This window comes from Finegoldia sp. BIOML-A1 (assembly GCF_009678325.1).
GTDB classification, from domain to species: Bacteria; Bacillota; Clostridia; order Tissierellales; family Peptoniphilaceae; genus Finegoldia; species Finegoldia magna.
The window spans coordinates 37642-53161 of the sequence record NZ_WKZF01000003.1; the positions used below are offsets into that span (position 1 = coordinate 37642).

Annotated in this window: 18 protein-coding genes and 1 tRNA gene; all 19 read left to right on the top strand. The window is 33.9% G+C overall.

The window, feature by feature from the left end; all coding sequences use genetic code 11:
- The 19 genes from polA to mreD all read left to right on the top strand — a co-directional run bounded on the left by polA (position 1) and on the right by mreD (position 15520).
- Positions 1 to 2628, top strand: a complete 2628-nt coding sequence (gene polA, locus GKG00_RS04110; protein ID WP_154254399.1) for a DNA polymerase I — start codon at positions 1 to 3, stop codon at positions 2626 to 2628.
- The gene (gene coaE, locus GKG00_RS04115; protein WP_241673653.1) at positions 2615 to 3223 is read left to right on the top strand and encodes a dephospho-CoA kinase; all 609 of its coding nucleotides are present in this window, start codon (positions 2615 to 2617) and stop codon (positions 3221 to 3223) included. Before polA ends, coaE begins: the two co-directional genes overlap by 14 nt.
- On the top strand, positions 3220 to 3861 hold the full coding sequence (locus GKG00_RS04120; RefSeq protein WP_002835551.1) for a lytic transglycosylase domain-containing protein: 642 nt from the start codon (positions 3220 to 3222) through the stop codon (positions 3859 to 3861). Before coaE ends, GKG00_RS04120 begins: the two co-directional genes overlap by 4 nt.
- A 28-nt stretch (positions 3862 to 3889) precedes the next feature.
- A tRNA-Leu gene (locus GKG00_RS04125) sits at positions 3890 to 3975 on the top strand.
- 28 nt (positions 3976 to 4003) lie between these two features.
- Positions 4004 to 5332, top strand: a complete 1329-nt coding sequence (gene rsxC / locus GKG00_RS04130; RefSeq protein WP_094205306.1) for an electron transport complex subunit RsxC — start codon at positions 4004 to 4006, stop codon at positions 5330 to 5332.
- A gap of 3 nt (positions 5333 to 5335) precedes the next feature.
- A complete protein-coding gene (locus tag GKG00_RS04135; RefSeq protein ID WP_094206812.1) occupies positions 5336 to 6307 on the top strand; it encodes an RnfABCDGE type electron transport complex subunit D in 972 nt (323 codons plus the stop codon).
- Positions 6304 to 6876 (top strand): FMN-binding protein, encoded by a 573-nt coding sequence (locus GKG00_RS04140; protein ID WP_154254400.1) that lies wholly within the window; start codon positions 6304 to 6306, stop codon positions 6874 to 6876. The genes GKG00_RS04135 and GKG00_RS04140 overlap by 4 nt, the downstream gene beginning before the upstream one ends.
- 10 nt (positions 6877 to 6886) lie before the next feature.
- Complete coding sequence (gene rsxE, locus GKG00_RS04145; protein WP_154254401.1) at positions 6887 to 7516, top strand: electron transport complex subunit RsxE; 630 nt, start codon at positions 6887 to 6889, stop codon at positions 7514 to 7516.
- Positions 7516 to 8097, top strand: a complete 582-nt coding sequence (locus GKG00_RS04150; RefSeq protein WP_094205310.1) for an RnfABCDGE type electron transport complex subunit A — start codon at positions 7516 to 7518, stop codon at positions 8095 to 8097. Before rsxE ends, GKG00_RS04150 begins: the two co-directional genes overlap by 1 nt.
- A gap of 10 nt (positions 8098 to 8107) precedes the next feature.
- Positions 8108 to 8959: an RnfABCDGE type electron transport complex subunit B gene (locus GKG00_RS04155; protein WP_154254402.1), complete on the top strand. Its 852-nt coding sequence runs from the start codon at positions 8108 to 8110 to the stop codon at positions 8957 to 8959.
- A 184-nt stretch (positions 8960 to 9143) separates the two neighbouring features.
- Positions 9144 to 9818, top strand: coding sequence for a DUF969 domain-containing protein (locus GKG00_RS04160; RefSeq protein ID WP_002835543.1), 675 nt, complete (start codon positions 9144 to 9146; stop codon positions 9816 to 9818).
- On the top strand, positions 9811 to 10797 hold the full coding sequence (locus GKG00_RS04165; protein WP_154254403.1) for a DUF979 family protein: 987 nt from the start codon (positions 9811 to 9813) through the stop codon (positions 10795 to 10797). The genes GKG00_RS04160 and GKG00_RS04165 overlap by 8 nt, the downstream gene beginning before the upstream one ends.
- 11 nt (positions 10798 to 10808) lie before the next feature.
- Positions 10809 to 11450 (top strand): pyroglutamyl-peptidase I, encoded by a 642-nt coding sequence (gene pcp, locus GKG00_RS04170; protein WP_094206821.1) that lies wholly within the window; start codon positions 10809 to 10811, stop codon positions 11448 to 11450.
- 163 nt (positions 11451 to 11613) lie between these two features.
- The gene (locus GKG00_RS04175; protein WP_094206822.1) at positions 11614 to 11991 is read left to right on the top strand and encodes a NusG domain II-containing protein; all 378 of its coding nucleotides are present in this window, start codon (positions 11614 to 11616) and stop codon (positions 11989 to 11991) included.
- Positions 11991 to 12503, top strand: a complete 513-nt coding sequence (locus tag GKG00_RS04180) for a Gx transporter family protein (RefSeq protein WP_002835538.1) — start codon at positions 11991 to 11993, stop codon at positions 12501 to 12503. Before GKG00_RS04175 ends, GKG00_RS04180 begins: the two co-directional genes overlap by 1 nt.
- Positions 12504 to 12505: 2 nt before the next feature.
- Positions 12506 to 13177 carry a DNA repair protein RadC gene (gene radC / locus GKG00_RS04185; RefSeq protein WP_154254404.1) on the top strand — a complete coding sequence of 224 codons (672 nt, stop codon included), beginning with the start codon at positions 12506 to 12508 and terminating at the stop codon, positions 13175 to 13177.
- The gene (locus tag GKG00_RS04190; RefSeq protein WP_154254405.1) at positions 13178 to 14173 is read left to right on the top strand and encodes a rod shape-determining protein; all 996 of its coding nucleotides are present in this window, start codon (positions 13178 to 13180) and stop codon (positions 14171 to 14173) included.
- Positions 14174 to 15028, top strand: coding sequence for a rod shape-determining protein MreC (gene mreC, locus GKG00_RS04195; RefSeq protein ID WP_154254406.1), 855 nt, complete (start codon positions 14174 to 14176; stop codon positions 15026 to 15028).
- Positions 15029 to 15520 carry a rod shape-determining protein MreD gene (gene mreD, locus GKG00_RS04200; protein WP_002838856.1) on the top strand — a complete coding sequence of 164 codons (492 nt, stop codon included), beginning with the start codon at positions 15029 to 15031 and terminating at the stop codon, positions 15518 to 15520.

Genomic DNA, 15520 nt, shown 5'->3' on the forward strand with positions numbered 1-15520 from the left:
ATGTCAAAAAAAGCTTTAATTATTGACGGTTCATCGCTTTTATTCAGAGGCTTTTACGCTATCAGAGATTTGACTACAAAAGACGGAGTGCATACTAATGGTGTGTTTGGTTTTATGAATATGTATTATTCTGTGATGGATAAACTCAATCCAGAGCTTGTGGTTGTATGTTTTGATAGAAAAGAGCCTACTTTTAGACACGAAAAATATTCTGAATACAAGGGCAATCGTCAAGAAACTCCAGAAGAACTTATCGTACAATTCGACATGCTAAAAGAATTGTTGAAAGCGATGGGAGTTTCATACATTGATTTAAAAGGATATGAAGCAGACGACATCGCTGGAACTTTGGCAAAACAAGCTTCATTAAAAAACTACGATGTGTATTTATTGACTGGTGACAAGGATTATCTACAACTTATCGACGAAAATACAAAAGTTGTTCTTACAAAAAGAGGAATTACTGAAACAAAAATCTACGATGTGGATACACTAAAAGAAGAATACGGAATTACTCCTAAGCAAATGATTGATTTGAAAGGTTTGATGGGAGATAAATCAGACAATATTCCTGGAATTGATGGAGTTGGAGAGAAGACTGCTCTTAAATACATTCAAAAATACGGAAGTATTGAAGGATTGTACGAACATGTAGATGAAATCTCAGGCAAGAAAACTAAGCAAAAAGTAATTGATGGAGAAAAAATCGCTTATTTGAGTAGAGAACTTGGAACGATAAACACAGATGTTCCAAAAGATTTAATGGGATTTGTAATTGATGATTGTTCTATAAAAGAAGCTGACAATGATTATTTGATTGAAGTTCTTACAAAACTAGAATTCAATAGTTTTATCAAAAAACTTCCAAACGAAGAATCCAATGAAAAGTTTGAATACGAAGACTTAGATGAAAATGTAGATGAGATTAAAGCTTATATTAAAGAAAATAAAAAGTTTACTTTTGCATTGTTCAATGATGATTATTACGTAGACAATGAGCCTGTGATTTTTGCAATTTACACTGATAAGGTGTATATCACAAGAAACGTAGACATTGTAAAATCATTCAAGGAAGAATTTGAATCAAAAGATATCAACAAGCTTTCATTTGATATCAAGCCATGTATTTATCATTTGATGCGTTATGGCATCGATATTTCGTACAATTACGACGATGTTGTCATCATAGAATACTTGCTCGATCCTTCGAAGACAAGTTATAGCATGGAAAGGTCTGATCCTAAAGTCATAGGTTATGATTTCAAGCCGCTTGAAGATATTACAGGTAAAGGCAGATCCAAGAAGACTATTTTGGAATCAGATGACAAAGAAATCGATAATTACGTAGTAAAATACATGATGTTCACAAATAAATTGTACGAAAAGATTTCTGAAATAGAAGAAGAGGATATGATGCATCTTTACAGAGATGTTGAAATTCCTTTGATAAAAGTCTTGTGCGATATGGAATTTACGGGAGTTTGTGTAGAAAAAGAAACTTTGGTTGAGATGGGAGAACTTTTCGAAGATGAGATAAAATCAATCGAAGACAGTGTTGAGGAACTTATCGGTAAGAAAATCAACATCAACTCATCAAAGCAATTAGCAGAAGTGTTATTTGAAGATTTGGAGCTTCCTATAATAAAAAAGAACAAAACTGGTCCATCGACAGACCAAGAAGTTTTGGAGGCTTTAAGTGGTAGACACGAAATCATCGACTACATTTTAAGATACAGAACTATTGCGAAACTCAAAACAACATATATCGATGGAATGGTTGATTTAATCAAAGAAGACGGCAAAATCCACACGACTTTCCAACAAACTATCGCGCAAACTGGAAGAATTAGTTCTACTAATCCTAATTTGCAAAATATTCCTATCAGAACTGAAGAAGGAAGACTTATCAGAAAAGCATTTGTTCCAAGCAAAGAAAGTGTACTGTTGGATGCGGATTACTCTCAAATAGAGCTAAGGGTATTGGCTGATTTGGCAAATGACGAAGTGATGCTTGATGCATTCAAAAACGGAGCAGACATTCACAGAAAAACTGCCAGCGAAGTGTTCAAGGTTGATTTTGACAAGGTAACATCACTTCAAAGATCCAACGCAAAGGCTGTAAACTTCGGTATTGTTTACGGAATTGGAGATTATTCTTTGAGTAAAGATTTGCACATAACTAGAAAAGAAGCCAAGGAATATATCGAAAATTATTTGAACACGTACAAAGGCATTAAACAATACATGGAAGATATAGTTGCAATTGGTAAGGAAAAAGGCTACGTTGAAACTATAATGAAGAGAAGAAGATACATTCCTGAATTAAAATCCAAAAACTACAATGTCAGAAGCTTTGGAGAACGTGTAGCACTTAACACGCCAATTCAAGGATCTGCAGCGGATATAATTAAAGTTGCGATGGTGAAATTCTACGATAGATTGAATGAAGAAAATCTAAAAGCCAAGTTAATCTTGCAAGTTCACGATGAGCTTATTGTTGATTGTCCACAAGATGAAAGAGAAAAAGTTCTAGAAATTATGAAAGATGTTATGACACATGCTGTTGATTTGAAAGTCGATATGAAGATTGATGTTAACAGTGCAGATAATTGGTATGATGCAAAATAAAAAAATCATTGTAGTTTGTGGCAATATTGCCAGTGGGAAAAGTACGGTGTGCAAAAGAATCAGAGAAAAAGGCTTTGTTGTAATAGATTTGGATGAGATTACTCACCAAATCTATGAACAAGGAACAGATCTTTATTACAAGCTTATAGATGAGTTTGGCGAACAAATTTTAGACGAAAATTCTAACATCGATAGGAAGAAACTTTCCAACATTGTATTTAATTCAAAAACATTACTAAAAAAACTTGAAGAATTGACACATACTGATATAATATTAAGAGTAGTAAAAAGAATTAAGAAGGAAAAATCTGATTTGATTTTTCTGGAAATTTCTATGTGTTTGGAAAGCAAAAATTTGATTGACAAATATATCGACGTCGACGAAGATTGGGTAGTTGTAGCTGATAGAAATATCAGAATTCAAAGAATAATGGATAGAAACAACTTTGATTACGATACAGCAGTTACAAGAATTAATTCTCAACTAGATTATGAGAAAAAAATTAGTGAATTTGACGAAGTTATTGTAAACAACACGACTGAAACTGATCTGCTACAAAAAGTTGACAAACTAATAGATAGGAAAAAATTATGAAATTTATTAAAAGATTTTTAATCACGATTATTTCTATTATTGTGATTGTGTTTTTAGTTGGATTTGGCGTGAGCGCTTATTCAACAATGACAAGACCAGTGAAATATGTCGATTTGGTTAATACATACGCAAAAGAATACAACGTGGATCCTCTTTTGGTTATGAGTGTGATTAAAGTTGAATCTAACTTTGATCCAAGTGTAAAATCAAAAGCTGGAGCTTTGGGGCTTATGCAATTGATGCCAGATACTGCTGAAAGTATTAACAATATGAGAAACACTCACTTTACAGTGGAAGATTTGAAAAAACCTGATAAGAATATTGAAATGGGTACGGCTTATTTGTCCTATTTATTGCACCATTTCAAAAATCACGATTTGGCGATTGCAGCTTATAACGGCGGAATTGGAAATGTAAAAGAATGGTTGTCGAACGAATCTTTTTCAAAAGATGGTCAAACTTTAGACGATATTCCTTCTTCTGAGACGAAATATTACGTTGTAAAGGTTGAAAACCAATACAATATTTACAAGATCTTCTACGAAGATACTAAGCTAGAAGAAAATATGCACAAAAATTTCAAAGTTTGGGCGAAAAACTACATTAAATTAATCAAAAATATTATTAACAAATATTAAAAGACCTTTGTACAAAGGTCTTTATCACGCAGGGGTGGTGGAATGGTAGACACGCTGTCTTGAGGGGGCAGTGGGAATAATCCCGTAAGAGTTCAAGTCTCTTTCTCTGCACCATTTTTTATTTTATTAAAGGGGTGAAAAAATGAGTTTAGAAAATCTGACTTTTAAAGGCGGATTTCACATGGATGATCATAAATCCTATACTCAAAATTGTCCTTTAGATACAAATTTTGAACCTAAAATGGTTTATATTCCATTGCATCAACATATTGGTGCGCCTTGTACACCTACAGTAAAAGTAGGAGATGAGGTAAAAGTGGGCCAAAAAATTGGTGAATCTAAAGCGACTATTTCAGCACCTGTTCACAGTTCAGTTAGTGGAAAGGTTATGAAAATTGAGCAGATGGTATTGTCAAATGGTCAAAAAGGTGAAGTTGTAGTAATCGAATCAGACGGTTTAAACGAATTAGGATACACTGAAACAAATGATGATTTCACACAATTATCAAAAGAAGTTATCCTAGAAAGAATAAAAGAAGCTGGTATAGTAGGTTTGGGTGGAGCAGGATTCCCTACTCACATTAAGATGAAGAAAAAACCAGATGTAAAAATCGAAGAAGTAATCTTAAATGGGGCAGAATGTGAACCTTATTTAACTAGTGACCAACTTAATATGGAATTATATCCTCAAAAAGCAATCGGTGGATTGAAAATTATCATGAAATTGATGGATTGTGACAAAGGATACATAGGGGTTGAGGATAACAAACAAAAGGCAATCGGAATTTTGAAAAATGCTGCAAAAGATGAAACAAATATTTCGATTTGTGCTGTTAAAACTAAATACCCACAAGGGGACGAAAGAAGACTTATCAATGCAATTACTGGTAAGAAAATTTCTAAAGCTCAAAGGTCAAACGAAAGAGGAGTTCAAGGTTTGAACATTTCAAGTGCTATGGCGATTTACGATGCTGTAGTTCACAGTATTCCTTTGACTCACAGAATAGTTACAATGACAGGTTCAGCTATCAAAGAACCTAAGAATATTTACGTTCCAATCGGTACTAAATTCAAAGATTTAGTGGATTATTGCGACGGATTCAAAGAAACTCCATATAAAATTGTTGTTGGTGGACCTATGATGGGTGCTTGTCAATACAACTTGGATGCTCCAACTGTTAAAACAACAGGCGGAATTATTTTTATGAATGAAAAAGATGCAACTCTTGCTTCTCCAGAACCTTGTATTAAATGTGCTAAGTGCGTGGATGTATGTCCTATCGGCTTATTGCCATTGTTCTTACAATTAAAATCATTGAACGGTGATTTTGAAGGAGCAGAAAAAATGCATTTGAATGATTGTATAGAATGTGGTACTTGCAGCTATGTTTGTCCATCAAACAGACCATTAGTTGAAGCAATTGTACACGCAAAGACTCAATTAAAAGCACAACAAAGGAAAAGGGGATAGTCTATGGAAAATAAAGAAATTGTACAAAAAGAATACGACTTATCTCATTTAATCGTAGAAGCTGCTCCTCATCAAAGAAGTGCAGTATCTATTCAAAGAATTATGCTTGATGTTATCATTGCTTTAGTTCCTGCTTTGATAGTGAGTGTTTACGAATTCGGAATGAGAAGTTTAGTTTTGGTATTGGCAGCAGTTGCAGCTTGCGTTTTATCAGAATATTGTTATCAAAAAATAATGAAACAACCTTCTACAATTAGCGATTTATCAGCTGTTGTTACAGGTATATTATTGGCATTTAACGTGCCAGTTACACTACCAATTCCAATGATTATTATAGGATCGGTATTTTCTATTATAATTGTAAAACAATTATTCGGAGGAATTGGATCAAACTTTATGAACCCTGCATTAGCAGGACGTGCTTTCATAATGGCAAGTTGGGCACAAGCAATGAGTAACTACACTGCTCCATTAACACAAAAAGCAGTGGATGCAGAAACTTATGCGACTGTTTTATCAGGTGGTCAACCAGTTAGCTTTATGGATGCATTTTTAGGAAACTTGGGTGGTACAATCGGTGAAGTTAGTGCGTTGGCATTACTTATCGGTGTGGCTTATCTATTATACAGAAGAGTAATTAATCTTAGAATTCCATTAGTTTACATCGCAACAACATTTGTAACATTACTTATTTGCGGCGTAGGAATTCAAGATGCATGCATGAACATATTTATTGGTGGTTTAATCTTGGGTGCATTCTACATGGCTACAGATTATTCAACTAGTCCAGTTACTCCAAAAGGACAAATTATATTTGCAATTGGTTGTGGTTTCTTTACAGCTATCATAAGACAATTTGGTAACCTTCCAGAAGGTGTATCATATGCGATAATCTTCATGAACTGTGCTGTACCATTTATCGATCAATATACAGTTCCAACACCAATTGGTAGAGGAGGTAAACAAGGAATATGAGAAGTTCAATAAATTTAGCTATTAGATTGTTTATAATCACAGCAATTAGTGCGGTAGTACTTGCATTTGCAAACCAAGTTACTGAACCAATAATAGAAGCTAAGAGACTAGAAAATTATCAAAAATCTTTAAAAGTAGCTTTTCCTGAAGCGGAATCTTTTAAACCACTTGATGAAGCAAAAATTAAAGATTTAAAAGCAAAAGACGAAAATTTAGATGACGTACAAGAAGCTATCAAAGGTGGCAAACCTGTAGGTCATGTATATAAAGCAATTGGAGCTGGTGGATATTCAGGTAATGTTGTTTTCGTAGTTGGTGTAGACAATGAGAACAAAATCGTTGGATATTCAATTCTTGAATCACAAGAAACTCCAGGAATTGGAAGTAGAATTGGAGATCCTGAATTTGTAGATTCAGTTATTGGAAAATCTATGGAAAAAGAATTAGCAGCTGTTAAAAAACCACAAGCTGACAACGAAATTCAAGCTCTAAGTGGTGCGACTTATTCCACTACAGCAGCCAAAAACGCATTGAATGTAGCTCAAAAGGCCAATGCAGGATTAAAATAGGAGGGAAATTATGGAAAAAGGTAAAGCGGCTAAAGTTTTCAAAAGCAGCATTCTTAAGAACAACCCAGTTTTAATCCAATTGGTAGGTTTGTGTTCTGTACTTGGTGTATCAACATCAGTAGAAAACGCAATTGGTATGACTGCGGCGTTCACATTCGTTTTGATTTGTTCAAACATAGTAATATCATTACTTAGAAATTTTATTCCGGATAAAGTTAGAATTCCGGCATATATCGTTGTAATCGCAACATTCGTAACATTAGTTTCAATGATGCTTCAAGCATTTGTTCCAGCATTATACAGTTCGTTAGGAGCATTCGTTCCTCTAATCGTTGTAAACTGTATAATCTTAGCGAGAGCCGAATCTTTTGCATCTAAAAATGGTGTATTCTTATCATTGTTAGATGGTATCTCAAATGGATTGGGATATGGTATTGTAATCATTTTGGTTGCATTCATCAGAGAGTTATTAGGTTCAGGAAAAATCTTAGGAAAACTTGTAATAGGAGATATTCCTCCAATTGGTATTATGTCAGCAGCTCCAGGAGCATTCATAGTACTTGGAATATTGTTAGCTACTTACAATTCTTTCTTATCAAGACAAGAAAGAAAGAAGAACAATATGAGAGGTGAAGACTAATGTTAGCAAATATATTTAAAATAATAGTTCTTTACTTATTAGTAAACAACTACGTATTTGGTCAATTTTTAGGACTTTGCCCATTGATAGGTGTATCTTCAAAAACAGAAACAGCTATTGGTATGGGTATGGCAGTATTCTTTGTAATCACAATAGCATCTGTCGTTACTTACGTTCTACAAATTCAAATACTAGAAAGATTTCACATTGAATACTTACAAACGATAGTGTTCATATTGGTTATTGCGACATTGGTACAATTCGTAGAAATGGCATTAAAGAAAATGAGTCCAAACTTGTACTCCGCACTTGGTGTGTTTTTGCCTCTTATAACTACAAACTGTATAGTATTGGGTGTTGCATTAGCAAACGTAAAAGAAAAATACAACTTAATTGAAACATTAGCAAGTGCTATCGGTGCTTCACTAGGTTTCATTTTAGCGATAACTTTATTAGCTGCAATCAGAGAAAGAATCGCATTGAACAAAAATATTCCTGAAAGTTTTAAAGGTGTACCAATCGCATTTATTACTATTGGATTAATGGCGATGACATTCTTCGGATTTGGCGGATTGGTATAGGAGGTAATAAATGACAATTTTAACTCCATTTATAATCTTAGGAGCACTAGGAATTTTATTTGCATTGCTTTTGGGTTTTGCATCTAAAAAGTTCGAAGTTCAAGTTGATAGAAGAGTACTTAAAGTAAGAGAAATGTTACCTGGCGCAAACTGTGGTGCTTGTGGATTTCCAGGTTGCGATGGACTTGCAGATGCCATCGTAAACAAAGGAGCACCTTGTAATGCTTGTCCAGTTGGTGGAAAAGAAACTGCCGACAAATTAGCAGCATTCATGGGAGCTGATGCAGTGGATTCTGCAAAGCAAGTTGCATGTGTAATGTGCCAAGGAACTCCAGAATACGCTACTGAAAAATTCAAATACAAAGGTATTATGGATTGTAGAGTTAACCATAATCTTCAAGGTGGAAGCAAAACTTGTCCAGACGGATGTTTGGGTTGCGGAAGCTGTGTAGATGTGTGTGAGTTCGATGCGATTCACATTGTAAATGGCATTGCATTAGTAGATAAAGAAAAATGTACATCTTGTAAAAAATGTATTGAAATCTGTCCAAGAAATATTATTGAACTTGTTGACTACGATCAAGACGTTTATGTAAGATGTAACAGTCACGATAAAGGTAAAGATGTAAGACAATACTGTAAAGTTGGATGTATAGCTTGTGGAATTTGTGCTAAAATGTGTCCAGATGGATTCAGCGTTGAAGATAACTTAGCGCACTTCAACAATGCAGAAGGATTAGATCCAGAACAAGTTCAAAAAGCAGTAGATAAATGTCCTACAAAAGCTATTTATCCAGGACTTAAAATAAAAGAAGAACAAGCTAAAGCAAAAGCTCAAGAAGCTCCTGCTAAAGAAGCTTAATATTTTACAGACCGTTTTTTACGGTCTGTTTTTTTACGTTTAATTATCAAAAATTTAACAAACAAAGACATCAAAACATCAAAATTGAAAACATAATGTAATTAAAAGTTTAAAAAGAAAAAGTATCGGGTATAATTTTAAGAAGTCAAATTTTGTTTGGCTAATAAAAATTAAGGAGAGCAATATGGGAGAATATTTAGTTTTCATAGGAATATTAATTATTGTCGTTGGATTCGCACTAAAACTAGATGTTTTGGGAATAGTTCTCTTGGCAGGTCTTGTTACAGGTCTTGCGGGAGGTCTTGGATTAACAGGCACTTTGAAAATTATGGGAGAAGGATTTGTCAATAATAGGCTTATGAGTTTGTTCTTGATTTCATTTCCTGTTATCGCAATTATGGAACGATACGGACTTAAGGAAAAGGCTAGAGATTTTATTTCCAAATTCAAAATGGCTAGTGCAGGTTCTGTTTTGTGGATATACTTGTTCATTAGATGGATTGCAGCTGCGTTTTCTTTAAGACTTGGTGGACACGTTCAATTTATACGTCCATTGATTTTACCAATGGCTGAAGGTGCTGCAAGAAAGAAAGTTGATTTGACAGAAGTAAGACTTGACGAGTTAAAGGGTTTAGCTGCTGCTGTTGAAAACTACGGTAACTTCTACGGACAAAATATATTTCCATTGGCATCTGGTGTACTTTTGATGCAAACTACATTAAAAGATGCGGGATTTCCATTGGAAACTGCAGAAATAGCAAAATGGTCTATATTTGCAGGTGTTAGCATGTTGATTATTGCACTTATACAATGTGCTGTTTTTGAAATGAAACTTAGAAAGGATATAAAAAATGTTTGATTTTTTTGTAGATAATCAGGTTGTTCTTGATGAGATAGCATACATCTTATGTGGAATTATCTGCATAATGACTGGTATCCGTGCAAGATTCAACAAAGAAGCAAAAATAGGTACAATGCTTTTCTGGATATTACTTGGAGTATTGTTTGCTGGTGGAGGATTTTTGGTAAGAAATGTAGAATCTGGTGGAATAATTGTAGGTGTTATACTTTTATTCTTGGGAGTATTATCAATTGCAAATCAAATCAAACCAGCAGAATTTAAAGAACTAACAGAAGAAGAAAGAATGAAAAATGCTGAAAAAGTTGGAGGCAAGATTTTTATTCCAGCATTAGTAATGGGAATTAGTGCGATGCTTTTATCGCAATTGAAATCTTTTAAGATTCCTTTGAAAAACACTGATGGAATATTCTCATTGTCAGCTGCACAAGTTCTTACTATTTCATCATTATTGGCTTTGATTATTGCGATTATAATCGCAAAACCAAAAGCAAAAGAAACTGCAGAAGATACTACAAAAATGTTGATGCAAGTTGGATCTTCATCATTACTACCACAATTATTAGGTGGTTTGGGAGTTATATTTGCATCTGCAGGGGTAGGCAAGTTAATAGGTAGCTTGGCTGCTGGAATTGTAGGAGATGCAGGAGTGTTTGCAGCTGCTGTTGCATATATTGTTGGAATGGTTGTATTTACGATGATAATGGGTAATGCATTCGCTGCATTTACTGTTATTACTCTAGGAATTGGTGTTCCATTATTGATGGCAAAAGGAGCAAATCCTGCTGTTGTAGCATCACTTGGAATGACTGCTGGATACTGCGGTACTTTGATTACACCAATGGCGGCAAACTTTAACATAGTTCCAGCTGCAATCTTAGAGATGAAAGATAAAAATGGAGTTATTAAAGCACAACTTCCTGTTGCTTTAGCTCTAGTAGTTGTTCATGTTGTATTATTAATGATATTAGCATTTTAGGAGGTAAATTTATGAAAATTTTAGTTTCTGGATTTGATCCATTTGGCGGAGAAAAAATTAACCCTGCAATTGAATCAGTTAAGCTATTACCTGATTCAATTAAAGGAAATGAAATAATCAAAATAGAAATTCCTACAGTTATTGGAAAAAGTGTAGATAAATTAAAAGAAAAGATAAAAGAAGTTAAACCAGATGTTGTAATATCAGTTGGACAAGCTGGTGGACGTGAAGACATCACTGTAGAGAGAGTTGCAATCAATGTTGATGATTGTAGAATTAAAGACAACGAAGGAAACCAACCAATCGACGAAAAAATCGCCGAAGATGGTCCTGATGCATATTTGTTGACTCTTCCAATCAAAGCGATGGTTGAAAACATTAAATCTGCAAACATTCCAGCATCTGTATCAAACACTGCAGGAACATTCATCTGTAACCATGTTGCATACGGAATGGCTCATGTAAGAGCTACTGAATATCCTAATATGAGAACTGGATTTATTCACATTCCATTTTTGCCAGAACAAGTTTTAGATAAACCCCACACTGCTTCAATGAACTTGGATACAATTGCAAAAGCATTGGAAAAAGCAATTGAAGCTGTAATAGACAATGATGAAGACATCAAAGTTACAGGTGGAAAAACTCATTAAAATAAAATTTGATTTAAAATCATAAAAATTTTGATTTAAGAACTTTGAAGCATTTGAGTTTCGAAGTTCTTTTTTTATTTGCAAATGAATTTTCATTTTTGTTTAATCTTGAAAAGATACACGATAAAATGATAAACTATAAGGTAGTTTAAAGGAGAATTTAATGACTAAATACGATAAAATTTTGATTGGATTTTTGTTGTGTTTTTCAGCTGTATTGTTTGTGATTTTAAATATTAATAATGTAAATTCACAAGACAAATACGTTTCAATTCAAGTGAATGGAAAAGAAATCAAACAAATTACACTTCCAATCGATCATTATGATTATAAAATCGATAATAAATACGGTCACAACATTGTTCATATTAATGGATACAGTGTTGCAATTACTGAATCCGATTGTCCGGACAAGTTGTGTATGCTAAAAGGAAAGATAGATAAACCAGGGGATGTTATTGTTTGTTTGCCGAACAAATTAGTTGTAGAAATTAAGGCTAACAAGCAAAACAAAGATGATATTGATGTGGTGAATTATTGATGAAAAGATTACATATTCCTATTTTAACGGCAGTTGCATTGGTAGTAAGCTTGATTGAGTCAATGATTCCACTTCCAATCGTAATGCCTGGAGCAAAACTTGGGCTCAGCAACATTGTAATATTGACATGCTTAATTGTTTTTGGATTTAGAGATTCTCTTGTAATAGGAATCTTAAAATCATTTTTACTAATGCTAATCACAGGGGCTGTTATAAGCTTTTTCTATTCATTGGCTGGAGCTGTAAGCTCACTTGTTGTGATGTATTTGGTAAACAAATATTTGAGAAAATATTTTTCTTTGATTGGAGTTAGCTTGTTCGGAGCTTTTACTCATAACTTATCGCAAGTATTGGTGTGTGCAATTATGCTGAATAATCTTAGAATTTTGGTTTATTTGCCAATTTTGGTGTTTTTGAGTATATTTACAGGTGTATTTGTTGGACTTACTTCGAATTACCTAACAAATGCACTTTCTAAGCAAAAAAATTATTTGTTTAATAATAGGAGATAACAATGAGAGTTAAGGAAATGAATGAGTCCCTAAGACCTAGAGAAAAAATGAAAATCAATGGTATTTCTTCAATGAGTGACGAAGAATTAATGCAAATTATATTGAAGACTGGAATCAAAGAAGAGGGAGTAGAAGTTCTCTCCAAAAGAGTCGTTGATTATATTAATGAAAATGATTATAAGGATATTTGCGTTGAGGAATTAATGAAGATAAAGGGAATTGGGATGGCAAAGGCTACATCAATCTTAGCTGGAATTGAAATAGGAAGAAGACTTGCTTTGAGAAAAGCAATGGATAGTTTCAGTCTTAATGATCCAGATAGCGTTGCAGAGATTTTTTGTAATGAGATTGGAAGTTGTGATGTGGAAAACTTCTATGCACTACTTCTCGATACTAAAAATAGAATTATTTCCAAAGAGCTTATTAGCAAAGGCACTATCAATCAATCTATCGTTCATCCTAGAGAAGTTTTTAAATCTGCTATTAAGAAGGGAGCGAATTCGATTATTTTAGTACATAATCATCCTTCAGGTTCTCTTATTCCATCAAATGCGGATATTGAAGTTACAAAAAGATTGGATAGAGTGGGGGATTTGGTAGGAATACAAGTGTTAGATCATATTATCGTTAGCTCAAATGATAGTCTGAGTATGAGGAAAGGAATGTATTTTTAAATGAAATTATTTAAATTTCAACAAGAGGGTTTGGGAATTGATTTGGGAACTTCTAATTCCATTATTTCCGATGAAAATGGGAAAATAATAATCAACGAACCTAGCGTTGTAGCTATAGATATAAATAATTACGATATTGTCGCTGTGGGAACTGAAGCGAAAAGCATGATTGGGAAAACCCCGGACAATATCGTAGCAATAAGTCCGATTGAAAACGGCGTTATAGCTGATTTTGAATCGACTGTTAGCATGCTTTCGTATTTTATTAAAAAAGCGAGACCAAATTTTTCGGTTTTTCAACCAGAAGTGTGTGTATCAGTGTCTGCATCTTTGACGGATGTTGAGAGAAGAAGCGTGGAAGATTTGGCGCTAAATTCTGGAGCGAGAAGTGTAAAATTGGTTGAAGAAAACATAGCTTCTCTTAAAGGATTGGGTGTCGATGTAGATGAACCAACGGGACACATTATTTTAAATATTGGCGCAGGTACAATCGAAGCTTCTGTGATTAGTTTGGGTGGAATTGTTACAAGCTACTGCATCAAAAGTGGTGGAGAAGATATTGACCAAGAAATAAAACAAATTTTGAAGAAAAAATTTGGAGTTAACATCGGTATTTCAACAGCAGAAGCGATTAAGTTTAAGATTGCGACATTGAATTCTGACAGGGAAAACAACACGATGATTGTTGGGGGAACTGATGTGATATCCACGATGCCAAAATCTGTTGAGATTAGGGCGAAGGATATTACACCTGCGATTGTGCCGATAGCAGATATGTGCATCGAAGCTTTGAGAAAAGTTTTGGAGAAAACTCCGCCGGATATCGCAAACGACATTATTGCAGAAGGGATCTACATTGTAGGTGGAGTGAGTCTTATCGACTACATTCATGAATACATCACAAATGTTTTGGGAATCAAGGTGTTGAAAGTGGATAGTCCGATGGATTGCACGGGAATTGGTATTGGCAAATTCTTAAAGAAGGGAGACAAATAATTGGCTAAGTTTGGATATAATAATAAGCTTAGAAAAAGAGTGTTCTTCTTTGCGGTGACTTTGTTTCTCATATTGACTATTACAATATCAAACAATAATAAAACTTACATGTCTATTGGAGAAAACGCGATAGGAACAGTGATTACCCCTGTTAACAAAGTGTTTTATGTGATAGGCTCCAAATTCAAGGAATCAGTTCATTATGTTTTTGGAACTAAAAAAATGCGTGAAGATAATCAAAGATTAACTGTGGAAAACGCAAAGCTACGAAAAAACGTAGATAATTTGAACAAAGTTATAAGTGACAAGAGATATTTGCAAGAAGAATACGAACTTTTGAGTAAGGACAGGACTATAAAAACAAAAGCTTTCATAACAGGAAAAGATCCTGGAAATATTTTTACGAGATTTAGTATAGATAAAGGCTCAATGGATAAAATTAAAAAAGGTGACATCGTGATAGAGGCTGTGTCTTCAAATGATGGAATCGAAAAAGGTTTAGTTGGAGTTGTAACGGAGGTTGGACTTAACCATAGCAAAGTGGACACTATTATGAATAGCGGAAACAACGTAGGGTTTAGACTAGCAAAGAGCGAAGATGTTGGGATTTTGAATGAAAAAGAAAAAGATATTTTAAAAGGATATATGTACGATTCTAATGCTGATGTAAAAGTTGGAGATATTATTACAACATCGGGACTTGGAGGAGTGTATCCGAGAGATATCAAAATCGGAGAAGTAACAGAAGTTATCAAGACAAAGGATAATTTCACCAAAATTATTAAATGCAAATCCCAAATCAACTTCAACAATATGTACCGCGTTCTTATAGTTGATGGACAAGGAGTGAATTAGATGAACAAATTAAAAATATTTTTGATAGTTTTGTTGGACATCATAATCCAAGCGACACTTCTTTCCAGAATTTCAGTGTTCAACGTGTACACGAATATTTCCATACCGATAGTAGTGTTATTGTCCATTGGATTTGGTGCGTATACAGGCTCGTTAAACGGTATGATAATTGGGCTAATTGAGGATGCGATATTCAGTCCAGTTATTGGAGTAAGAGCTTTGATTTATTTTACATCAGGTTTTTTGATTGGAAATAGCGAAGCAGGAATTAACAAAGAAGATCCAAGAAGTGGGATGATACTTACGTTTTTTGTGACTTTGTATTACACTCTCGTTCATTATTTTGTACTCTATATTACAGGAAATGGATTCAATAAAGCTTATTTAAAAGGACCGATTTTAATCGAAATGATTTTAAATGTTCTATTGTATTATGTTTTGTTCAAATTGTTCAAAAAGATATTTAAATTTCCAAAATTTAAGTTTATTTGA